This is a genomic window from Pseudomonas sp. R15(2017) (genome assembly GCF_002112685.1).
GTDB classification, from domain to species: Bacteria; Pseudomonadota; Gammaproteobacteria; order Pseudomonadales; family Pseudomonadaceae; genus Aquipseudomonas; species Aquipseudomonas glycinae.
Window position 1 is genome coordinate 152,780 of sequence record NZ_NEII01000004.1, and the last position, 23,258, is coordinate 176,037.

18 protein-coding genes are annotated in these 23,258 nt (G+C 62.2%); all 18 read right to left on the minus strand.

Going from position 1 to position 23,258, the window contains the following annotated elements:
- Positions 1-39: 39 nt before the first annotated feature.
- Entirely contained in the window at positions 40-774 is a 735-nt protein-coding gene (locus CAF77_RS10405; protein ID WP_085608399.1) for an amino acid ABC transporter ATP-binding protein, read from the minus strand.
- A complete protein-coding gene (locus CAF77_RS10410; RefSeq protein ID WP_007952431.1) occupies positions 767-1,726 on the minus strand; it encodes an amino acid ABC transporter permease in 960 nt (319 codons plus the stop codon). The genes CAF77_RS10405 and CAF77_RS10410 overlap by 8 nt, the downstream gene beginning before the upstream one ends.
- A gap of 141 nt (positions 1,727-1,867) precedes the next feature.
- The gene (locus CAF77_RS10415; protein WP_011332057.1) at positions 1,868-2,665 is read right to left on the minus strand and encodes a transporter substrate-binding domain-containing protein; all 798 of its coding nucleotides are present in this window, start codon (positions 2,663-2,665) and stop codon (positions 1,868-1,870) included.
- Positions 2,666-2,911: 246 nt separating this feature from the next.
- A complete protein-coding gene (gene mdoH, locus CAF77_RS10420; protein WP_064382823.1) occupies positions 2,912-5,482 on the minus strand; it encodes a glucans biosynthesis glucosyltransferase MdoH in 2,571 nt (856 codons plus the stop codon).
- Positions 5,475-7,289 carry a glucan biosynthesis protein G gene (locus CAF77_RS10425; protein ID WP_085654514.1) on the minus strand — a complete coding sequence of 605 codons (1,815 nt, stop codon included), beginning with the start codon at positions 7,287-7,289 and terminating at the stop codon, positions 5,475-5,477. Before CAF77_RS10425 ends, mdoH begins: the two co-directional genes overlap by 8 nt.
- Before the next feature lie 321 nt (positions 7,290-7,610).
- Positions 7,611-8,048, minus strand: a complete 438-nt coding sequence (gene dtd / locus CAF77_RS10430) for a D-aminoacyl-tRNA deacylase (protein ID WP_011332054.1) — start codon at positions 8,046-8,048, stop codon at positions 7,611-7,613.
- Positions 8,045-9,016 (minus strand): prolyl aminopeptidase, encoded by a 972-nt coding sequence (gene pip, locus CAF77_RS10435; protein ID WP_007952436.1) that lies wholly within the window; start codon positions 9,014-9,016, stop codon positions 8,045-8,047. Before pip ends, dtd begins: the two co-directional genes overlap by 4 nt.
- 104 nt (positions 9,017-9,120) lie before the next feature.
- On the minus strand, positions 9,121-10,038 hold the full coding sequence (locus CAF77_RS10440) for an alpha/beta hydrolase (protein ID WP_085654420.1): 918 nt from the start codon (positions 10,036-10,038) through the stop codon (positions 9,121-9,123).
- Complete coding sequence (locus tag CAF77_RS10445; RefSeq protein ID WP_085608394.1) at positions 10,038-10,985, minus strand: choline ABC transporter substrate-binding protein; 948 nt, start codon at positions 10,983-10,985, stop codon at positions 10,038-10,040. Before CAF77_RS10445 ends, CAF77_RS10440 begins: the two co-directional genes overlap by 1 nt.
- A gap of 277 nt (positions 10,986-11,262) precedes the next feature.
- Complete coding sequence (gene hutG, locus CAF77_RS10450; RefSeq protein WP_064382820.1) at positions 11,263-12,066, minus strand: N-formylglutamate deformylase; 804 nt, start codon at positions 12,064-12,066, stop codon at positions 11,263-11,265.
- A 10-nt stretch (positions 12,067-12,076) separates the two neighbouring features.
- Positions 12,077-13,282, minus strand: a complete 1,206-nt coding sequence (gene hutI, locus CAF77_RS10455) for an imidazolonepropionase (protein ID WP_085654421.1) — start codon at positions 13,280-13,282, stop codon at positions 12,077-12,079.
- 145 nt (positions 13,283-13,427) lie between these two features.
- Positions 13,428-14,960 carry a histidine ammonia-lyase gene (gene hutH, locus CAF77_RS10460; protein WP_085654422.1) on the minus strand — a complete coding sequence of 511 codons (1,533 nt, stop codon included), beginning with the start codon at positions 14,958-14,960 and terminating at the stop codon, positions 13,428-13,430.
- A gap of 116 nt (positions 14,961-15,076) precedes the next feature.
- Positions 15,077-16,600 (minus strand): histidine ammonia-lyase, encoded by a 1,524-nt coding sequence (hutH, locus tag CAF77_RS10465; protein WP_064382817.1) that lies wholly within the window; start codon positions 16,598-16,600, stop codon positions 15,077-15,079.
- 145 nt (positions 16,601-16,745) lie between these two features.
- Positions 16,746-17,576: a glycine betaine/L-proline ABC transporter ATP-binding protein gene (locus CAF77_RS10470; RefSeq protein ID WP_085654423.1), complete on the minus strand. Its 831-nt coding sequence runs from the start codon at positions 17,574-17,576 to the stop codon at positions 16,746-16,748.
- Complete coding sequence (locus CAF77_RS10475) at positions 17,573-18,424, minus strand: proline/glycine betaine ABC transporter permease (protein WP_007952475.1); 852 nt, start codon at positions 18,422-18,424, stop codon at positions 17,573-17,575. The genes CAF77_RS10470 and CAF77_RS10475 overlap by 4 nt, the downstream gene beginning before the upstream one ends.
- 84 nt (positions 18,425-18,508) lie before the next feature.
- Positions 18,509-19,477 carry an ABC transporter substrate-binding protein gene (locus CAF77_RS10480; protein ID WP_064382816.1) on the minus strand — a complete coding sequence of 323 codons (969 nt, stop codon included), beginning with the start codon at positions 19,475-19,477 and terminating at the stop codon, positions 18,509-18,511.
- A 70-nt stretch (positions 19,478-19,547) separates the two neighbouring features.
- Positions 19,548-21,020 carry a cytosine permease gene (locus CAF77_RS10485; protein ID WP_064382815.1) on the minus strand — a complete coding sequence of 491 codons (1,473 nt, stop codon included), beginning with the start codon at positions 21,018-21,020 and terminating at the stop codon, positions 19,548-19,550.
- Positions 21,021-21,169: 149 nt separating this feature from the next.
- Entirely contained in the window at positions 21,170-22,852 is a 1,683-nt protein-coding gene (gene hutU / locus CAF77_RS10490) for a urocanate hydratase (protein ID WP_064382814.1), read from the minus strand.
- Positions 22,853-23,258: the final 406 nt, after the last annotated feature.

The following is a 23,258-nucleotide window of genomic DNA, read 5'->3' on the forward strand; positions in this document are numbered from 1 at the left end:
AAAAACGCAGCCAATGGCTGCGTTTTTTTTGCCCTGCGTTTAGAGGACTTGCCGCAGGAACGCCTGGGCTCGCGGATCCTTCGGCGCATCGAAGAACTCTGACGGCGAGGCGTCTTCCAACAGTTTGCCGTGATCGAAGAACAGCACCCGATCCGCCACTTCCCGGGCAAAACCCATTTCGTGGGTCACGCAGACCATGGTCATGCCTTCCACAGCCAGGTTTTTCATCACGTCCAGCACTTCACCGACCATTTCCGGGTCGAGGGCCGAGGTCGGTTCGTCGAACAGCATTACTTTGGGGTCCATCGCCAGCGCCCGGGCAATCGCCACCCGCTGTTGCTGACCGCCGGACAGGCGCGACGGGTACTCGCGGGCCTTCTGGGCGATGCCGACCTTCTCCAGCAACGCCAGGGCCTTGGCCTCGCTTTCCTTCTGGCCGCGCTTGCGCACGACTTTCTGTGCCAGGCACAGGTTCTCCAGCACGGTCATGTGCGGGAACAGATTGAAATGCTGGAACACCATGCCGACTTCGCGGCGGTAGGCGTTGACGTCGGTTTTCGGGTCGGCCAGTTGCAGGCCGTCGATGCTCACCGAGCCGGAATCGAACTCTTCCAGACCATTGAGGCAACGCAGGAACGTCGACTTGCCGGAACCGGACGGGCCGATCACCACCAGCACTTCACCCTTGGCGACGGAGGTGCTGACGTTATCCACCGCGCGCACCACCTGCCCACGGGTGTCGAAGACTTTTACCAGATCGCGGACTTCAATCACTTTGCGCGAGCCTCCGCTCAAGCCGGCTGGCGATTTTCGACAGCGGCAGGTTGATCAACAGGTACAGGCCGGCGACGCAGAACAGGATCTCGAACGGCGAGAACGAGGTGGTGATGACTTCACGGCCGCTTTTCAGCAGCTCGGTGATGGCGATCACCGACACCAGCGAAGTGTCTTTGACCAGACTGATGAACTGCCCGGCCAGCGGCGGCAGCACGCGCTTGAACGCCTGCGGCAGCACCACATGACGCATCGACTGGCCGGCGCTCAGGCCCAGCGAACGCGCCGCTTCGTTCTGACCACGGGCAATCGACTGCACACCGGAACGGATGATTTCCGCCACGTAGGCGCCGGTGAACAGCGACAGCGCGGCGATCCCGGCGAACTCCCGGGACAGGTTCATTACCGTGCCGATGAAGAAATAGAAAATGAAGATCTGCACCAGCAGCGGCGTGCCGCGCACCAGTTCGACATAGATCGTCGACAGGTCGCGCAGGGTCGGGTTGCTCGACAACCGGCACAGCCCGGTCGCCAGACCGATCAGCAGACCCAGCACGCCGGACACCACCGACAGCCAAAGCGTGGTCCACAGGCCCCACAACAGCGGGCCCGCCGCCCAATGCCGGGTCACGCCCACGACGTCGCCTTCGGCCACATCGTCGCCCTGAGCGAATTGCAGGCTGTTTTCGTCGACGGTCAGGTGCTGCTCGTCACCGGCATCGTTGCGCAGGGTGACCTGCGCGCTGCCGCCCTTGCGCACCAGTTCGCTGACGGTGGAAATGTCGGTCGCGCGCTGGGTTTCCTCGGCCTGATAGGCGAAGTACTGCGGCACGCGGTTCCAGCGCCATTCGTAGGACATCAGCGACGTGGCGTAATACAGCGCGCCGGCCAGGCCGACCAGCACCAGCACGGTCAGGACGTGCCAGGGCCATTGGGCTTTTTTCTGTTTCATTGAATGTTTCTCTGAGTCGCTCGTTCCCATGCTCTGCGTGGGAATGCATCCTGTGACGCTCTGCGTCACGCTTGCGAAGGGACGCGGAGCGTCCCGGGCGGCATTCCCACGCAGAGCGTGGGAACGATCGGCGAGCGGGTGTTATTCCATGTCCTTGAGCCACTCGGTGCTCTTGAACCACTTGTCATGGATGCGATCGTAGGTGCCGTCTTCGTGGATCTGGTGCAGGAAGTTGTTGATGAAGTTGAGGCTGTCGTAGTCACCCTTCTTCAGGCCGAAGGCCAGTGGCTCGTAGGTGAACGGCTTGTCGAGGAACACCAGTTTGCCGGCGCCGACCTTGTTCACGGCAACGACGTTGTACGGCGCGTCGTAGATGAAGGCGTCAGCCTTGCCGTTGACCACGTCGAGCACGGCTTCCTGCTCGTTGTCGTAGCCGTGGTACTTGGCTTTGGAGATCAGCTTTTTGGCGACCATCTCGCCGGTGGTGCCGAGCTTGGAGGTGATGCGGTAGTCGGCGGTGTTCAGGTCTTTATAGGACTTGATGGTGCCTTCCAGCTCTTTACGGATCAGCAGAGTCTGGCCGACCACGATGAACGGTTCGCTGAAATTCAGGCGCAGGTTGCGTTCCTGGGTCAGGGTCATGCCGCTGCCGATCATGTCGAACTTGTCGGTCATCAGCGCCGGGATGATCCCGTCGTAACCGGTGGAGACCAGCTCCAGCTTGACGCCCATGGCCTTGGTCATGGCTTTGAGGATGTCGACTTCGAAACCGATGATTTCGCCGCGCTTGTTGGTCATTTCGAACGGCATGTAGGTCGGATCCATACCGACTTTCAACGAGCCGCGCTTGACCGCGTCGTCGATTGCGCCGGCCTGCGCCGCATTGACTGCAACCAGTGCCGTGACGCCGACCAGCAGCATCGACAGATACTTCTTCATCTTCAAGTCCCCAAAACCATTGCGTTTGCGGCGCGAAAACCGACAGAAATGGACAAGATTGTCCGGGTGCGCCAATTCGGGGACGGATGCTAACGCACTCGTCCGTTTGCACAAGGTTTTTTGATCGGTTGCTGCCGTATGGGACGCAGAGCGTCCCGGGCTGCATTCCCACGCAGAGCGTGGGAACGAGTGATCCGCGACACTAATCGGCAGGCAAAAAAAACCCCGCTTTCGCGGGGTTCTTCATCAGGCCGGTTGTGCCTGCAAGCTCACCGGCTTGAGCGGCAGCAGCGGCGCGTGGGGATCGGCTTTCACCGAAGCCCGCCAGGCGTCCAGCCACTCGGCGTGACCTTCGGCCCACACCTGCTCGTGCAGACGGGCCAGTGCCACCGGATCGCTCAGCAGTTGCAGACGATCATGGTTGTTCAGCCCGGCCGGGCCGACCTTGATCGCGTGACGCACGCGTTCCTGACGCAGCCATTCGATCGGCTCGGCCTGACCGTGACGCGAGGTCGCCAGCGAGCACGCCAGGGCGTTCTGCTGCGGATCGACCACCGCACGGATAAAGCCGTCATTCAGTGCGTGCCAGCGGTTTTCGTGGGTGTACTGATCGGTGGCCAGCAGCGCCTGTGGCGGATTGTATTCCTCGGGAATGAGGAACAGGCTCTCGTCACGGGACTTCAGGCCCAGGCCCACACGGCTGGAAATCACCGACACCGGAATCGACAGCATCAGCGAACCGACGATCGGCACCAGCCACCACAGGAAGCTCGGGTTCAACCAGATCACCAGCAGCGCCCAGAAGAAGCCCAGCAGGGTCTGCGGGCCGTGACGCTTGACCGCTTCGCTCCATGGCGTGGAGTCATCGTCACGCTGCGGCGAGTTCCAGGTCGCGGCCCAGCCGAGGAACGCGGCCAGAACGAAACGGGTGTGGAAAATCATCCGCACCGGCGCCAGCAGCATGGAGAACAGCATCTCCAGCAGCATCGACAGGGTCACCTTGAACTTGCCGCCGAACTCTTTCGCGCCCTTGGCCCAGATCAGGATGATGCTCAACAGCTTCGGCAGGAACAGCAGCACGATGGTCGTCGAGAACAGTGCGATCGCCTTGTCCGGGTGCCATTGCGGCCACAGCGGATAGAGCTGACGCGGTTCAAGGAAGTACTGCGGCTCCATCAGCGTGTTCACCGCCAGCAGCGCGGTCGACAGCACCAGGAAGAAGAACCACAGCGGAGCCGACAGGTAAGACATCACGCCGGTCAGGAACACCGCGCGGTGCACCGGGTGCATGCCCTTTACCAGGAACAGACGGAAGTTCATCAGGTTGCCGTGGCACCAGCGACGGTCACGCTTGAGCTCGTCGAGCAGGTTCGGCGGCAGTTCTTCGTAGCTGCCCGGCAGATCGTAGGCAATCCACACGCCCCAGCCGGCACGGCGCATCAGCGCCGCTTCAACGAAGTCGTGAGAGAGGATCGCACCGGAGAACGCACCCTTGCCCGGCAACGGCGCCAGGGCGCAGTGGTCGATGAACGGCTTCATGCGGATGATCGCGTTGTGACCCCAGTAGTGGGATTCACCCAGCTGCCAGAAGTGCAGACCGGCCGTGAACAGCGGACCGTAAACCCGGGTGGCGAACTGCTGCATGCGCGCATACAGCGTGTCCATGCCCGAAGCGCGCGGCGCGGTCTGGATGATACCGGCGTCCGGCGTGGCCTCCATCAGGCGCACCAGACTGGTCAGGCACTCGCCACTCATCACCGAGTCGGCGTCGAGCACGACCATGTACTTGTAGTCACCGCCCCAGCGACGGCAGAAGTCGTCGAGGTTGCCGCTCTTGCGTTTGACGCGACGGCGACGGCGGCGATAGAAGATCTTGCCGAAGCCCTTGGCCTCGCGGCAGACGTCCAGCCAGGCCTGCTGCTCGGCAACGCAGATGTCGGTGTCGTTACTGTCGCTGAGGACGAAGAAGTCGAAACGGTCCAGGTCACCGGTAGCGGCGACCGACTCGAACGTCGCGCGCAGACCGGCAAACACCCGAGGCACGTCTTCGTTGCAGATCGGCATCACCAGTGCGGTGCGCGCGTCTTTCGGAATCGGCTCGTTACCGGCACTTTTACCGGAAATCCGGTATTTATCGTGACCGGTGAGCAATTCGAGGAAGCCCATCAGCGCGGTCCAGAAACCGGCCGACACCCAGCAGAACAGAATCCCGAACATGATCAGGATGCTGGTCTGCAGCGCATACGGCAGCACTTGCGTGGCGGTTTGCAGCAGCGGTTGATGCAGGACTTCTTCCAGATCGACGAACGACCAGCCCTGGTACGGCATGATGCCTTTCATGTACCAGCCGGCGACGATGGTCTGACCCAGCATCAGCACCAGCAGAATGTAGCGACGGATCGAACCGACCGTGCGCCAGCGCGCCGCCGGCAGCACGTTGGCGTCCTTCGGCGGTTGCGGCGGGTTGGTCCGGCCGGTCAGGCGGCGCCAGCCACGCACCAGAATGTTGGTGCGCCACGGCTCCGGCACGACCTTGGTCCGACGGATCGGCGGCGTGGCCTTCATGCTGACCCGGCCGCTGGCGTCGAGCACCAGCATTTCCGCGTCTTGCAGCTCTTCGGCGGTGCTCAGGATCAGGCGCTGGCCGACCGAAGCCTGGGCGGCTTCGGTCGGCGCGTCAAAGGTCTTGGACGACAGGCGTTCATGCAATTCGCTGAAGGACTGGCAGCCCGCGAGTTCCGCGCGCTGCTCGTCGGTCATCGGCAGATGCGCCAGGTACTCGGACAGAGTCTCTGGCTGTACTTGAGAGTTACTCATCGGCAGGCAACTGATAGCTCCAGGTCTCGGTCAGGACTTCTTCAGTCGGTGCCGATTCCGGTGTGGCTGGGGCCGCGTCCGCAGCGGCTGGCTGCTTGGCGTCTTTGTTGGCCTTGTCCTTGGCATCTGCAACCGGCTTGGCGTCGGCCTGCTTGGCCTCGGCGGCCTTGGCTTCCTTGTCGGCTTTCTCTTGTTGCTTGGCGGCAACCTTGTCGGCCTTGGCCACCGACGAGTTGGACGTCGGCACCGAAGACTTGGCCAGATCAGCGGTCACCACTGGCTGCACCAGGGCAGCGCGCATTTCGGTGGACTTGCTCGGGTCCTTGATCTTCATCCGCAGGGTCAGGCGCCAGCCTTTGGTTTCCGGGTTGTAGCGCACGCTGTTTTCGACCAGTTCGGCGTTGTCACCGACGCTGACCTGGCTGCGAACGTCCGCGTCCGGGGCCAGGGCCGCCAGGGACGGGCCTTCGAAATCGACCAGGTAGGCCACGCTGCCATCCGGCTGACGGATCAGGTTCGACTGCTTGACGTCACCGGTCGAACGCAGGGTCTGGTTGACCCAGGCGCTGTCCGGCGCGTGCAGCGCGGCTTCGTCGATGGTCCAGTGCATGCGGTAGGCGAAGTCCAGCGGCTGGCCAGGCTCCGGCAGTTTTTCCGGGTTCCAGAACGCTACGATGTTGTCGTTGGTTTCGTCGGCGGTCGGGATCTCGACCAGATCAACGGTGCCCTTGCCCCAATCGCCCTTCGGCTCGATCCAGGCGCTTGGGCGCTTGTCGTAGCGGTCGTCGAGGTCTTCGTAGTGGCTGAAGTCACGGCCACGTTGCAGCAGACCGAAACCACGCGGGTTCTCGACGCTGAACTGGCTGACAGCCAAGTGTTTCGGGTTGTTCAGCGGACGCCAGATCCACTCGCCATTGCCGGCATGGATCGACAGACCGCTGGAGTCGTGCAGTTCACGACGGTAGTTGAGCACTTTCGACGGCTGGTTGGCGCCGAACAGGAACATGCTGGTCAGCGGCGCGATGCCGAGCTTGCCGACCTTGTCACGCAGGTACATCTGGCCCTTGACGTCGACGATGGTGTCGCTGCCTGGGCGCAGGATCAGACGGTAGGCGCCGGTCGCACGTGGCGAATCCAGCAAAGCGAAGATCACCAGGTGCTTGTCGCTCGGCTTTGGCTGCTGAATCCAGAACTCGCGAAAACGCGGGAATTCTTCGCCGGACGGCAAAGCGGTATCGATCGCCAGACCACGGGCCGACAGACCGTAGGTGTGACCCTTGCCGACGACGCGGAAGTAGCTCGCGCCCAGCATGGTCATGATTTCGTCTTGCTTGTCCGCCTTGTTGATCGGGTACAGCACACGGAAACCGGCATAGCCCAGTTGTTCGGTGGCCTTCGGATCGAACTGCAGGTCGCCGAAATCGAAACGGCTTGGATCGTATTTGATCTCTTCGACGGTGTTCGCGGTGATTTCGTTGATTTTCACCGGCGTATCGAAGTGCATGCCCTGATGATAGAAGGACAGCTTGAACGGGGTCTTCTGGTCGGCCCATTCGGCTTTTTCGGTGCGGAAACGAATCTTCTGATAGTCCGCGAATTTCATTTCACGGAATTCGTTTGGCAGGTTGCTGCGCGGGGCTTCGAACTTCTGCCCGGCCAGCTCTTTGGCCTTGGCCGACACATCGTCAAGATTGAATGCCCAGAGCTGGCCGGCGCTGAGCAGGCAGAGTACTGCCGAGCCCGCTACCAGAGCGCTGCGCAAGCGTTTGGCAGACAATTTTGCTGCATTACAGGGACTAACAATCACGAGCAACCCTCGCCGAAAACAGATCAATAAACCAACGGCCAGATGAAGTGCCTGTGAGGAATTCGGTACAAAAAAACCGACCTTGCAGGGCACCCTTGCCAAGTTGGCGAGCATTGTTCCGACTCCGCTGGGTCAAAATGATTCCCCAATCGGATCCGGACAAGTCTCTACCTAAGTCAAAATGGACCAACGAACGCTGATCCCCGTAGCGCGCGATTATCTAGTAGCCCGCGTGACAACGCATCAGGGGTAACAAAGTATTTATCGCGAAAATTCCCTGTTTTCAGTCGAAAAGCCCTTAAAAAGATGTTTCAAGCGCTTTCATGTCTGTAACAGGAAGGTTACCGGGCCATCGTTGACCAGGTGCACCTGCATATCCGCGCCGAATCTACCTGATGCCACTGTGCCATGCATCTGTTTCGCTCTGCTTAATAGATAGTCGAATAATTTTTCGCCCAGCGCCGGAGGAGCGGCGGTCGAGAAACTCGGGCGCAACCCGCTTTTGGTGTCGGCGGCGAGGGTGAACTGAGAGACCAGCAGCAACCCGCCGCCCACATCCGCCAGGGACAGATTCATCTTGCCCTCGGCGTCACTGAACACTCGATAGTTAAGCAGCTTATGCAGAAGTTTGTCGGCGCTGGCCGGCGTGTCGTCGGGTTCTACCGCCACCAGCACCAGCAAACCCTGATCGACACTGCCAACCACCTCGCCCGCCACTTCGACCCGCGCGCCTTTCACGCGCTGCAACAGACCCTTCATGCTTCTTCGGGCGGCAGATCGAGCAGACGACGGGCCATTTTGCTGGCGGCACGCACCAGTGCATCGGTGATGCCCGGTTCGGACGCAGCGTGGCCGGCATCGCGGATCACCTGCAGCTCGCTGTTCGGCCAGGCCTGATGCAGTTCCCAGGCGTTGTCGAGCGGGCAGATCACGTCGTAGCGGCCGTGGATGATCACGCCCGGCAGATGGGCGATCTTGCCCATGTCGCGGATCAGCTGGTTCGGCTCAAGGAACGCATTGTTGGTGAAGTAGTGGCATTCGATCCGTGCGATCGACAGGGCGCGCTGCGGTTCGGAGAAGCGGTCGACCACCAGCGGATTCGGCCGCAGGGTCGCGGTGCGCCCTTCCCAGGTCGACCAGGCCTTGGCCGCATGCATCTGGGCGATCTGGTCGTTGCCGGTCAGGCGTTTGTGGAACGCGCTGAGCAGGTCGTCGCGCTCGTCCAGCGGAATCGGCGCGAGGTAGTCCTGCCAGTAATCGGGGAACAGACGGCTGGCGCCGGCCTGGTAGAACCATTCGATTTCCTGCGGACGGCAGAGAAAGATCCCGCGCAGGATCAGGCCATGTACGCGCTCCGGATGGGTCTGCGCGTAGGCCAGCGCCAGGGTCGAACCCCAGGAGCCGCCGAACAGCACCCATTTGTCGATGCCCAGGTGTTTGCGGATACGCTCGAGGTCTTCGACCAGATCCCAGGTGGTGTTGTTTTCCAGACTGGCGTGGGGCGTGGAGCGACCGCAGCCGCGCTGGTCGAAGGTGACAATGCGATACAGGTTCGGATCGAAATAACGGCGACTCTGGGCGTCGCACCCGGCGCCGGGACCTCCGTGGATGAACACCACCGGCAAACCTTCCGGTGAACCGCTTTCGTCGACGTACAGCGTATGGGTGTCATCGACGGCCAGATCGTGCCGTGCGTGAGGTTTGATCTGCGGAAACAAAGTCTGCATTGCGCGCTCCGTAAGGGGTCGAGGTCATCCCTGGGGGGACTTCTATTATTCTGCCGTCCGGCATCATAAACCCGATTTACGTCAATGAGCATGCCCGTGCGCTGTCACATTTTGTCAGCCATGAACCCCAGCAGGTTCTCAAAGAGACGATCGACCTCGGCGACCTGATGTCGCGCCCGCAGGCAGCCGTGAACCAGCCCTTCGCCGTAATACAGCGCCGCGTCGACGCCCGCTGCGTCAAGCAGTTCGGCATAGCACACGCCATCGTCACGCAACGGATCGAACTGCGCCACGGCAATCCAGGCCGGTGGCAAACCGCTGAAGTCCCCGGCCAGCAACGGCATCGCATAGGCGTTCGGCTTCGCGGTGCCGCGCAGGTACAAGGCGTGATAACAATCGACATCGCTGCTGGCGAGCAGCGGCGCATCGGCGCATTCACTGCGTGACGGTAACTTCTCGTCGCCTCCAAGCCCCGGATAGATCAAAACCTGCGCACCCGGCAGCGGCTCGCCCGCATCGCGCAGCGCCAGACAAAGTGCCGCCGCCAGATTGCCGCCGGCGCTGTCGCCCGCCACCAGCATTCGTCCGGGGTCGAACCAGAAGGGCCCACTGCGCAACGCGCGCCAGACGCTCAGGCAATCCTCGAAACCGGCCGGGAACGGATGCTCCGGCGCCAGCCGATAATCCACCGCGACCACCATCGCCCCGAGCGCCATGGCCAGCTCGCAGCAGATGAAATCGTGGGAATCCAGCCCGCCGACCACCCAACCGCCGCCGTGCAGATACAACACGCACGGCCAGCCACTGGCCGATGGCCGGACAGGCGGGCGATACGAGCGCACCGCCACCCCGCTCAACTGGAAATCCACCACCTCCAGACCCGCCGGCCGTTCGGGCGTGAAGGCGCGACACATGTCGTCATAGGATTTGCGCAATCCGCCGAGGCTGCTGTCATCGCTGGCGAAGCTTTCGGTTCTGGCGACGAACGCCGCCATCGACGGCGAGAGTGGATAAGTGCCCATCAGTTTTTCAGGCTGGCCTGAACCGTGGCCACGCCGTCCTTGCCGTCGAAGCTGCTGACACCCGCCAGCCAGCGTTGCAGGTCTTCGGGATGCTCGCGCAGCCAGGTCTTCGCCACTTCCTGCGGTGTCTTGCGCTCCATGATCGGCACCATCAACTGGCTTTCCTGGGCGGCGGTGAAGGTCAGGTTTTCCAGCAGACGATGGACGTTCGGGCAGCGCTCGGCGTAGTCCGGCGCGGTGACGGTGGAAACGGTGGCGGCGCCTTCGTTGGGGCCGTAGACGTCTTCGCTGCCGGTCAGGTAGGTGATTTTCATGTTGATGTTCATCGGGTGCGGGGTCCAGCCGACGAACACCACGAACTCCTTGCGGTTAACCGCCCGCTGCACGGCCGCAAGCATGCCGGCCTCACCGGATTCGATGATCTTGAAATCCTTCAGGCCGAAATGGTTGGTTTCGATCATGGTCTTGATCGTGGTGTTGGCGCCGCTGCCGGGCTCGATGCCGTAAATCTTGCCACCGAGCTGATCCTTGAATTTCGCGATGTCGCCGAAGGTCTTCAGCCCTGCCGCCGCCACGTAATCCGGCACTGCCAGCGTCGCCTGGGCGTCGGCCAGGCTGGGCTTGTCCATGACCTTGACCTGATTGGCGGCGAGGAACGGCGCGATGTTCTTGTCCATCGCCGGTTTCCAGTAACCGAGAAAGATATCGAGGCGCTTGTCGCGGATGCCGGCGAAGATGATTTGCTGCACGGCGCTGGTCTGCTTGCTTTCGTAACCGAGGCCGTTGAGCAGCACGTCGGCCATGCCGCTGGTGGCGATCACGTCGGTCCAGTTGACCACGCCCATGCGCACGGTTTTGCAGGAAGCATCATCGGAAGCCATGGCACCGGCGCTGAGCAGCGCACTGCCGGTGAGGATTAACGCACAACGAGTGAACAGTCTTTTCATGTGGGATCGTCTCGTGCGGCAGCGGGTTATTGTTCGGATCGGTGTCTTCTTGCACCGTGGTCGAAACATTACGCAGCAGACGAGCGGGAAAAGCGAACTGTGGCGACCGGGATTTGCACGGTGGCGACTGTTTGAGGGCGCCCCCCAGATCGCTCACTCACCGCAGATCGTTCCCACGCTCTGCGTGGGAATGCCTCAAGGGACGCTCCGCGTCCAGTGACGCGGAGCGTCACGGGCTGCATTCCCACGCGGAGCGTGGGAACGATCAGACAATCAGTTAGGCTGTATAGCGGGATTTGCCCCAAGCGAGCAGTCCTTGCAGCAATTCCTTCAGCACCACCCGCGTCGGCTCCGCCAGATCGGCGCGGTAGCGGAACGGTTCGAACTCTTCCATATACGTGCACTGGCCCAGCTCCAGTTGCACGGCGTGGATGTTCTCGGCCGGGTTGCCGTAGTGACGGGTAATGTGGCCGCCCTTGAAGCGTCCGTTCAGCACATGGCTGTAATCGCCATGGCGTGCGCAGATCGCTTCCAGTTGCGTGGCCAGCTGTGGATCGCAACTGGCGCCATTGAAGGTGCCGAGGTTGAAGTCCGGCAGCTTGCCGTCGAACAGGTGCGGGATGATCGAACGGATCGAGTGCGCATCGAACAGCAGCGCGTAACCGAACTCGGCCTTCAGCCGCGCCAGTTCTTCCTGCAAGGTGCGGTGGTACGGCGTCCAGATTTGCTCCAGGTACGTCGCACGTTCTTCTTTCGACGGCTCCTTGCCTTCCTTGAACAACGGAATGCCATCGAACAGCGTCGCCGGGTACAGCCCGGTGGTGGCGCCGACGTACAGCGGTTTGTCGTCGGACGGCCGGTTCAGGTCGATGACGAATCGCGAGTACTCGGCCGCCAGGGTGCTGGCGCCCAGTTCGGCGGCGAAGTCGTAGAGCTGCGGAATGTGCCAGTCGGTGTCCGGCAGGCTTCTCGCGTCCGGGATCAATCCGGCCTCGACCGCCGGGGTCAGGCGCACACCGGCGTGGGGCATGCTGATCAGCAGCGGCACGCGACCTTGTTTGAAGTTCAGAACCTTATCCACAACCGCTCTCCTACAGACTTGATTCAACGCCGTGACGCACGACGCGTTTGTCCAGTTCACCACCCAGCCAGTACGCCAGATCCGCCGGCCGATCGATCTGCCAGGCGACAAAATCGGCGACCTTGCCGACTTCCAGCGAACCGTGGGTCTCGGCCATGCCCAGGGCTTGTGCCGCATGAATCGTGGCGCCGGCCAGGGCTTCTTCCGGGGTCATGCGGAAGCAGGTGCAGGCCATGTTCAGCATCAGGCGCAACGACAGCGCCGGCGAGGTGCCGGGGTTGAGGTCGCTGGCGATGGCGATTTTCACTTTGTGTTTGCGCAGGGCTTCCATCGGCGGCAACCGGGTTTCACGCAGGAAGTAGAACGCGCCCGGCAACAACACCGCGACGGTGTCGGATTCGGCCATGGCGATGGCGTCGGCTTCGTCCATGAACTCCAGGTGATCGGCAGACAATGCGTGGTAGCGCGCAGCCAGGCTGGAACCGTGCAGCGACGACAATTGTTCGGCGTGCAGTTTCACCGGCAGACCGAGTTTTTGCGCGGCGATGAACACCCGCTCGACCTGCTCCGGCGAAAACGCCAGGTATTCGCAGAAGGCATCCACCGCATCCACCAGCCCTTCGGCGGCCAGCGCCGGGAGCATCTCGGCGCAGATGTGATCGATGTAAGCGTCGGCGCGATCCTTGTACTCCGGCGGCAATGCGTGGGCGGCCAGGCAGGTGCTGCGCACGCTGATCGGCAGTTCGTCGGCGAGGCGACGGATGACCCGCAGGATCTTGCGCTCGCTGGCCAGATCGAGGCCGTAGCCGGATTTCATTTCGACCGTGGTCACGCCGTCGCGCATCAGGCTTTTCAGACGTTTGGCGGCGCTGGCGAACAGCTCGTCTTCCGTGGCTTCGCGCGTGGCACGCACGGTGCTGGCGATGCCGCCGCCGGCGGCTGCGATCTCGGCGTAGCTGACGCCTTGCAGGCGCTTCTCGAACTCGCCGCTGCGGTTGCCGCCGAACACGGTGTGGGTGTGGCAGTCGATCAGGCCGGGGGTGACCCACGCGCCTTGCAGGTCATTGACCGCCGGGTATTCGCCTGACGGCAATTGGCTGCGCGGGCCGATCCACTCGATGAGTGCACCGGACGTCACGATGGCCGCATCCTCGATGATCGAGTAGACGCCTTGCGCCATGGTTGCGACGTGGCAGTGTTGCCAGAGGGTTTTCATCCCAAGTCCTCGTCTTGTGATCGTTCCCACGCTCTGCGTGGGAATGCCTCAAGGGACGCTCCGCGTCCAGCGACGCGGAGCGTCACGGGCTGCATTCCCACGCGGACGGTTCGACGCCTCGACGTGGGAACGATCAGTGGTGGGGTTAAAGGCTCGGCAGCAACTTCGCCGGAACCAGTTCAGTCAGAACCCGCGAAGCCAACAGTTCGGTCGCCGCATTGATGTCCGGCGCGAAGAAGCGGTCCTTCTCGTAGAACGGCACTTCGCGACGCAGAATCCCACGGGCCTGTTCCAGTTTGGCCGAGGTCTTCAAACCGTTGCGCAGGTCCAGCCCCTGCACCGCCGCCAGCCATTCCACCGCGAGGATCCCACGGGTGTTCTCGGCCATTTCCCACAGGCGCTTGCCGGCAGCCGGGGCCATGGAGACGTGGTCTTCCTGGTTGGCGGAGGTCGGCAGGCTGTCCACCGAGTGCGGATGGGACAACGCCTTGTTTTCGCTGGCCAGTGCCGCAGCGGTCACCTGGGCGATCATGAAGCCGGAGTTCACGCCGCCATTGGCCACCAGGAACGGCGGCAGTTGCGACATGTGCTTGTCCATCATCAGCGAGATACGACGCTCGCTCAGGGAACCGATTTCGGCAATGGCCAACGCCATGTTGTCAGCGGCCATGGCCACCGGCTCGGCGTGGAAGTTGCCGCCGGAAATCACGTCGCCTTCGGCCGCGAACACCAGCGGGTTGTCGGATACGGCGTTGGCTTCGACAGCCAGCACCTCGGCGGCCTGACGGAACTGGGTCAGGCAGGCGCCCATGACTTGCGGCTGGCAACGCAGCGAGTACGGATCCTGAACCTTTTCGCAGTTCTGGTGCGAGTCGGAGACTTCGCTGCGCTCGCCCAGCAGATCGCGGTAAGCGGCAGCGGCGTCGATCTGGCCTTTCTGGCCACGGGCGGCGTGGATGCGTGCGTCGAACGGCGAACGCGAACCGAGCACCGCTTCCACCGTCAGACCGCCCAGCGCCAGCGCACCGGCAAACAGGTCTTCACCTTCGAACAGACCACGCAGTGCGAATGCGGTAGAAACCTGAGTACCGTTGAGCAGCGCCAGACCTTCTTTGGCCGCCAGCGTCAGCGGGGTCAGACCGGCGACTTTCAGCGCTTCGGTCGCTTCTAACCACTCACCCTTGTAACGCGCCTTGCCCTCGCCCAGCAGCACCAGCGACATGTGCGCCAGCGGTGCCAGGTCACCGGATGCACCGACCGAGCCTTTCAACGGAATGTGCGGATAGACCTCGGCGTTGATCAGCGCGATCAGCGCATCGATCACCACCCGACGAATGCCGGAGAAACCACGGCTGAGGCTGTTGACCTTGAGCACCATGATCAGGCGCACCAGCTCATCGCTGATCGGCTGGCCAACGCCGGCGGCGTGGGACAGCACCAGCGAGCGCTGAAGGTTTTCCAGGTCTTCGCTGGCGATGCGGGTCGAGGCCAGCAGGCCGAAACCGGTGTTGATGCCGTACGCGGTGCGGTTTTCCGCGAGGATCTGCTCGACGCAGGCCACGCTGGCTTCGATCTGCGCGCTGGCGCTGTTGTCGAGGGTCAGCTTGACGGGGTTCTGATAAACGTCACGCAGTTGGGCCAGGCTCAGTTGGCCGGGGATCAGGTTCAGCGCAGTCATTTTGTGCTCCTTTTGAGAGTTTATTGTTAACTCGCCAGACGCTCCGGAGATGTCCGTTGTCCGTCGCGTCTGCCCTTTTGGGGAGCCGCGCCTTGGCACGCTGGCGTGGGTAGTTTTCAGTGCAAATTCGGTAATGCGCTGTGCAGCAGATCCGGGTCTTTCAGAACGCTTGCGGCAGCGGCGATATCCGGTGCCAGCCAGCGGTCCTGATCGTAGGCCGGGACTTTTTCGCGCAGCAGTCGCCAGGCGGTATCGGTGCCGGCGCCGAAGCGCTGTTCCTTGAGAAATTCAAACGCCTGGGCCGCCAGCAGGTACTCGATGGCGAGGATCTGCGTGCAGTTTTCCAGCGCGCGGTGCAGCTTCAGCGCGGCGTTGGTGCCCATGCTCAAGTGATCTTCCTGCAGGCCCGAGGTGACGTAGTTGTCGATCACCGCCGGTTGCGCCAACTGGCGGTTTTCCGCGCACAGCGACGCAGCGACGTATTGCACGATCATCATCCCGGAGTTCACCCCCGGATTGGCCACCAGAAACGCCGGCAGACCGCTGACGTGCGGGTTGATCAGGCGATCCAGACGCCGCTCGGCAATCGAGCCGATTTCAGCCATCGCAATCGCCAGAAGATCCGCCGCCAGCGCCACCGATTGTCCGTGCGGGTTGGCCTGGGACATGACACGGAAGTCATCCGGCGTGCCCAGCAACAACGGGTTGTCGGTGCAGCCGTTGAGCTCGGTTTCGATCTGCTTGATCGCGTGTTCCAGTTGATCGCGGGCGGCGCCGTGCACCTGCGGGATCGAGCGGATGCTCAAGGCATCCTGCGTGCGAATGCCCTTGCTCGCGGCAATCACTTCACTGCCATCGAGCAAGGCGCGCAGATTGACGCCGACCTGCTGCATGCCCGGATGCGGCTTGAGCGCGATGATCTCGGCATCGAACGCGGCGATCTGGCCGCGCTGGGCCTCGAAGCTCATGGCGCCGATCACGTCGGCCCATTGCACCAGCCGCGTGGCATCGGCAATCGCCAGGCAACCGAGGCCGGTCATGCACGGCGTGCCGTTGACCAGGCACAGACCGTCCTTCGCTCCGAGCTGCACCGGTTGCAGGCCCTCTTCGGCCAGCGCCTGCTGCGCGGAAACCACTTGCCCGCGATAGCTGACATTGCCCACGCCCAGCAGCGCGATACCGATGTGTGCCATGTGGGTCAGGTAACCCACCGAACCCTGGGACGGCACTTGCGGGGTGATGCCGCGATTGAGCAGCGCCAGCAGCGCTTCGACCACCCGGCGATGAATGCCGGATTTGCCGTGGCTGTAGTTGCGGATCGCCGAGCACATGATCGCGCGCGTCTGCTCGTCGGCCAGTACCGGGCCGACGCCGCAGGCATGGCTGAGCAAGGTGTTGCGCGACAGCTGGCTGAGCTGTTCGTCTTTCAGCGAGACGTTGCACAGCGCACCGAGCCCGGTGTTCACGCCGTAGGCGCGCTCGCCGCTGGCAACGATACGCTGGACGATGCCCTGCGCGTTTTCAATGCGCGCCCAGGTCTGCGCCGACAGCTCGAGCTGCGCGCCATGACGAGCGACTGCGACCACATCCTGCCAACGCATCGGAGCGTCGGCGATAACGATTTTTTCAGCCTGGGACATCACTTACCTCAACCATAATTTTGATGCAGCTTCACCGGCCTCATCGCTGGCAAGCCAGCTCCCACAGAATCTCCGCTGCTCACACAATCCCTGTGGGAGCGGGCTTGCCCGCGATGAGGCCAGTCTGTGCACTGCAAAACTCAGATCAGACCACCGCCGCCCGCCGCTGCACGAAGCGGTCGACATACTCGTCCGCCGGCGAATGCAGGATCTCTTTCGGCGTGCCGACCTGGATCAGGCGGCCGTCCTTGAGGATCGCGATGCGGTTGCCGATGCGCACGGCCTCGTCGAGGTCGTGGGTGATGAAGACGATGGTCTTGTGCAGGGTCTTTTGCAGCTCCAGCAACTGGTCCTGCATCTCGGCGCGGATCAGCGGATCCAGCGCACTGAACGCTTCGTCCATCAGGATGATGTCGGTGTCCGCTGCCAATGCCCGGGCCAGACCTACACGTTGGCGCATGCCGCCGGAGAGCTGGTGCGGGTATTTGTTTTCGTAGCCCTTGAGGCCCACGGTGTTGATCCAGTGCAGCGCACGCTCGGCGCACAGTTGCTTGCTCTCGCCGCGCACTTTCAGGCCGTAGGCGACATTGTCGAGCACGGTCTTGTGCGGCAGCAGACCGAAGCTCTGGAACACCATGCTGATCTTGTGCCGGCGAAATTCGCGCAAGGCGTCCATGTCGTATTGCAGGATGTCCACGCCGTCCACCAGGATCGCGCCGCTGGTCGGGTCGATCAGGCGGTTGAAGTGGCGCACCAGGGTCGATTTGCCCGAGCCGGACAGGCCCATGATCACGAAGATCTCGCCGGTGCCGATGCTCAGGGACAAATCGTTGACCCCGACCACGCAACCGGTTTCGTTCAGCACCTGATCCTTGGTCTTGCCCTGGCCGACCATCGTCAGTGCATCCTTGGCGCGGTTGCCGAAAATCTTGAAGACGTTTTTGACTTCGATCTTGCTCACGGTTGCGTTGCTCATTTGCTCACCTCATGCCGTGGCCGACCATACGCCTGGGTAATGCGGTCGATGACCACTGCGAGAATCACGATCGCCAGACCGGCCTCGAGACCGCGTCCGACGTTGAGGGTCTGAATGCCCACCAGCACATCTTCACCCAGGCCACGGGCGCCGATCATCGAGGCGATCACCACCATCGACAGGGCCATCATGGTGGTCTGGTTGATCCCGGCCATGATGCTCGGCAGGGCCAGCGGCAGTTGCACGCCGAACAGTTGCTGCCAGCGGTTGGCGCCGAAAGCGTTGATCGCTTCCATCACTTCGCCGTCGACCTGGCGGATGCCCAGATCGGTCAGGCGGATCAGCGGCGGCGCGGCGTAGATCACGGTGGCGAAAATCGCCGGCACCTTGCCCAGGCCGAACAGCATCAGCACCGGAATCAGGTACACGAAGCTGGGCATGGTCTGCATGATGTCGAGCAGCGGCATCAGCACCGAGCGCAGGCGATTGCTGCGCGCCGAGAGAATCCCCAGCGGTACGCCGATCAGCACCGAAATGACCGTCGCCACCATCATCAGCGCGAGGGTCTGCATCAACTTGTCCCACAGGCCGACGGCGCCGACCAGGAACAACAGACCGACGATCACGGCAGTGGTCACGACTTTGCGCGTCGCATGCCAGGCCACGACGCCGACGATGGCCAGCATCAACCACCACGGCGCGGCGCGCAGCAGGCCTTCAAGATTGACGATGGCCCACAGCAGGGTGTCGGAGATATGGCGGAACACGTCGCCGTAATTGGTGACCAGCGCATCGACCCAACCGTTGACCCAGTCGGCGATGGAAAAGGTAAAGCTTTCGGGAAACATAAGCGGCTCTCAATCAGGAAACTCAATCAAGCGATTGCGGCGAACACCCCGGCCAGCCTCTCGGTTGGCCGGGAGGAATTCGACCTACAGCGCCGCGTCGATTTTCTTGGCAGCGTCTTCACTCACCCACGCATGCCAGACCTCAGGATGTTCCTTGAGGAAGATTTTCGCCAGTTTTGGCGACTCGATACGTTCCTTCGCCATGCGGCCCAGGTTCTGGTTCAGCAGGTCGATCGGCAGGTTGACCTTTTCCAGCACGGCCACCAGTTCCGGCGCTTGCTCGTGGAAGGTCTTGGACAGACCGACCTTGATGGTCACGGTCTTGTCGACGCCCGGTTTCTCTTCCAGTTTCACCGCGTCGATCTGGCCCATCAGCGGGGTTGGCGACCAGTAGTAGAACAGGATCGGCTCGCCACGCTTGTAGCTGGACAGCACGGCCGCATCCAGCGCCGGGCCGGTGCCCGGACGGAAGTTGGTGTAGCTGTTTTCCAGGCCGTAGCTTTTCAGCATTTCGCTGTTGTCCAGCTCGCAGGTCCAGCCGGCCGGGCAGTTGTAGAAGCGGCCCTTGGAAGGCTCTTCGGCGTCCTTGAAGATGGCGGCGTATTTGCCCAGGTCGGCGATGTTTTTCAGGTCCGGCGCCTTGGCTTCGAGTTTGCGTTTGGCGTCGCCTTCGATCACGTAGCGCGGCACGTACCAGCCTTCGATCGCACCCACCACCGGGGCGCCGACACCGACGACCTTGCCGGCCTTCTCGGCCTTGTTCCAGACCTCGCTGCGGCCGACCCATTCTTCGGCGAAGATCTGGATGTCGTTGCTGCTCAGGGCGTTTTCCATGGTGATGGAGTTGCCCGGCAGGCTGTCGGTCTTGCAGTCGTAACCTTTTTCCAGCACCACTTGCAGAACGTCGGTCAGCAGCATGCCGCTTTCCCAGTTCAGGCCGGCGAATTTCACCGGTTTGCCGGACTCGCACCAGCCGGCGGCCTGGGTCGCGCCGGCACTGGCCAGCAGGCCCATGGAAAGCAAGGTGGTCAGCAGGGTCTTGTTCGATTTCATTGTTGTGACGCTCCTAATCATGAATTGGCTTACGGCAGTCAAGAGGCATCCAGCCCTGTCCACGTCCAAATCAGGCCTGCGCCGCAGCGCGACCGGCCCCGCTTGTTTTAGGTTGTACAACGCTGTCCTGCTCGACGGGCAGAATCAGTCGATCGGGTACGGTGCCGTGCCATTTTTTCGCGCAGATGTAGTACAGCGCTGCGGGCAGCACGAGACCGATGATCCAGGAAATATCCACATCCCCCAGGGCCGCTACCAATGGACCGGTATAGAACTTGGTGGAAATGAACGGCAGTTGCACCAGCACCCCGAACACATAAACGCTGATACCGAGGAGGTTCCAGCGGCCGTAGCGACCGTTCGGATCCGCCAGCGCCGGTACGTCGTAGCGCTCACGGGTGATGCAGTAGTAGTCCACCAGGTTGATCGCGCTCCACGGCGTGAAGAACGCCAGCAGGAACAGGATGAAGGACTTGAACGCACCGAGGAACGAATGCTGGCCGAGCAGCGCGATCAGTGTCGCCGCGCCGACAATCACCAGCACGAACACCAGACGCTGCATGCGGGTCACCGTCAGGTGGCCACGGAAGCCGCTGATGATGGTCGCGATGCACATGAAGCTGCCGTAGGAGTTCAGGGTAGAGATGGTGACCTTGCCGAACGCGATGCTGAAATACAGCAGCGCGGCGGTGGCACCGGTTCCGCCCAGACCGACGATGTAAGCGACTTCATGACCGGCGAATTGCCCGTTGGCCGAAGCGGCCGCGAACACACCGAGGATCATCGCCACCTGCGCACCAATCACCGAACCGGCACCGGCGGCGAAGAAGGTTTTCACCGACGACACCTTGCTCGGCAGGTAGCGCGAGTAGTCCGCCACGTACGGGCCGAAAGCGATCTGCCAGGAGGCCGCGAGCGACACCGCCAGCAGGAAACTGCTCCAGCTGAAGTGACGGATTTCCAGAAGTGCGCCGACGTCCACCTGGCTCATCAAACGGCTGAACAGGTAAACGAAAGCAATCACGCCAATGGCGCTGGCGATCCGGCCGATCCAGTGAATCACCCGATAGCCAAGCACCGTGACCACCACAATGACGCTGGCGAAAAGCAGGATGCCGACGGTGTCGCTGACCCCGAACAACTGGCCCAGCGCCTGACCGGACAGCACGGTCCCGGTGGCGGTGAAGCCGAGGTACATCAGGCACACCAGCACGATCGGAATCGCCGCGCCGTAGACGCCGAACTGCACCCGGCTGGAAATCATCTGCGGCAGGCCAAGCTTCGGCCCTTGCGCCGCATGCAGCGCCATCACCCCGCCGCCCAGCAGTTGACCGATCAGCAGACCGATCAACGACCAGAACACATCGCCGCCCAGCACCACGGCCAGGGCCCCGGTGACAATCGCGGTGATTTGCAGGTTGGCACCCATCCACAGGGTGAACTGACTGAACAGACGACCGTGTCTTTCCGCTTCCGGGATGTAGTCGATCGAACGCCTTTCGATCAACGGTTTACTGCCTGCACGATCGGTGTTGCCCGCCATGATTCAACCTCTGTGGATTGTTTTAATTGCTCTGTCCGGTTTACGCGATTCCTGTGGGAGCGGAGCTTGCCCGCGATGACGTCGGCACCTGCAACATCAATTCCGGCAGTGCCGCCGCCATCGCTGGCAAGCCAGCTCCCACAGGTTCTTTATTTGCCGGTGATCATCGGCAGGTTCAGCCCTTGTTCCTTGGCGCAGTCGATGGCGATCTGGTAACCGGCATCGGCGTGACGCATGACACCGGTGCCCGGGTCGTTGTGCAGCACGCGAGCGATACGCTCGGCCGCTTCGTCAGTACCGTCGCAGACAATCACCATGCCCGAGTGCTGGGAGAAGCCCATGCCGACGCCGCCGCCGTGGTGCAGGGACACCCAGGTCGCACCGCTCGCGGTGTTCAGCAGGGCATTCAGCAGCGGCCAGTCGGAGACGGCATCGGAGCCGTCCTGCATCGATTCGGTTTCACGGTTCGGGCTGGATACCGAGCCGGAGTCGAGGTGGTCGCGACCGATCACGATCGGAGCCGACAGCTCGCCGCTGCGGACCATTTCGTTGAACGCCAGACCGAGCTTGGCGCGCAGGCCCAGGCCGACCCAGCAGATACGCGCCGGCAGACCCTGGAAGCTGATGCGCTCGCGGGCCATGTCCAGCCAGTTGTGCAGGTGGGCGTCGTCCGGGATCAGTTCTTTGACTTTGGCGTCGGTCTTGTAGATGTCCTGCGGATCACCCGACAGTGCAGCCCAGCGGAACGGGCCGATGCCACGGCAGAACAGCGGACGGATGTAGGCCGGTACGAAGCCTGGGAAATCGAATGCGTTTTCGACGCCTTCTTCCTGAGCCATCTGACGGATGTTGTTGCCGTAGTCGAAGGTCGGCACGCCCATTTTCTGGAAGTCGAGCATGGCTTTGACGTGAACGGCCATCGACTGTTTGGCAGCCTTGACCACAGCGGCTGGCTCGGTCTTGGCGCGGGCGCGGTATTCGTCCCAGGTCCAGCCGGCCGGCAGATAACCGTTGAGCGGGTCATGGGCGCTGGTCTGGTCGGTGACCATGTCCGGGCGCACGCCGCGCTTGACCAGCTCCGGGAGGATTTCAGCGGCGTTGCCGCACAGGGCGATGGAAACCGCCTTGCCTTCGGAGGTGTATTTGGCGATGCGGGCCAGCGCGTCGTCGAGGTCTTTGGCCTGCTCGTCGACGTAGCGGGTCTTGAGGCGGAAATCGATGCTGATCTGCTGGCATTCGATGTTCAGCGAGCAGGCACCGGCGAGGGTCGCGGCCAGTGGCTGGGCGCCGCCCATGCCGCCGAGGCCGGCGGTCAGTACCCACTTGCCGGTGAGGTTGTCGTTGTAGTGCTGGCGACCGGCTTCAACGAAGGTTTCGTAGGTGCCCTGGACGATGCCCTGGCTGCCGATGTAGATCCAGCTGCCGGCGGTCATCTGGCCGTACATGGCCAGGCCTTTGGCGTCGAGTTCGTTGAAGTGTTCCCAGGTCGCCCAGTGCGGCACCAGGTTGGAGTTGGCGATCAGTACGCGCGGGGCGTTGCTGTGGGTCTTGAACACGCCGACCGGCTTGCCCGATTGCACCAGCAGGGTTTCGTCTTCGTTGAGGTTGGTCAGGCTCTCGACGATCTTGTCGTAGCACTCCCAGTTACGCGCCGCGCGGCCGATGCCACCATAGACCACCAGCTCTTTCGGGTTCTCGGCGACTTCCGGGTCGAGGTTGTTCATCAGCATGCGCAGCGGCGCTTCGGTCAGCCAGCTCTTGGCGGTCAGCTTGTTGCCGCGGGCGGCGCGGATTTCGACGTCACGGAATTTAGTGCGGTTGTTGTCAGTCACGAAAAAGACTCCTCAGCGATCAATTCAAACCAACCCTGGCAGTGGGCAAGCAGCCTGTGCGCCTCAGTGCGCGACAAGCGAATCAGTGGACGCTGCGGAGAGTCTCGTTCGACTCATACGCATACGTCTTTACTTGTACATACAAGCATATGCAATCAAGCGGCCAACTTGTTGGAGGGCTGTTCAATAAAAATTCCGAACAGGGCTGCAGAGCGCCTGAATCAAGGGCTCTGGCGTTCATGAAATTTTCCGTGGGGTGAATTGAGGGTGGCGAGAGGTTGTTACGGAAGCGCGGTTTTGCGCCACGCTGGGGCGTTCGGTAACAAGTTGGTGCGCATTTCGGGAACGTCGGGACGAAAAAAAACCGCTGCTTTCAAAGCAGCGGTTTTTGATCGTTGATCGTTAG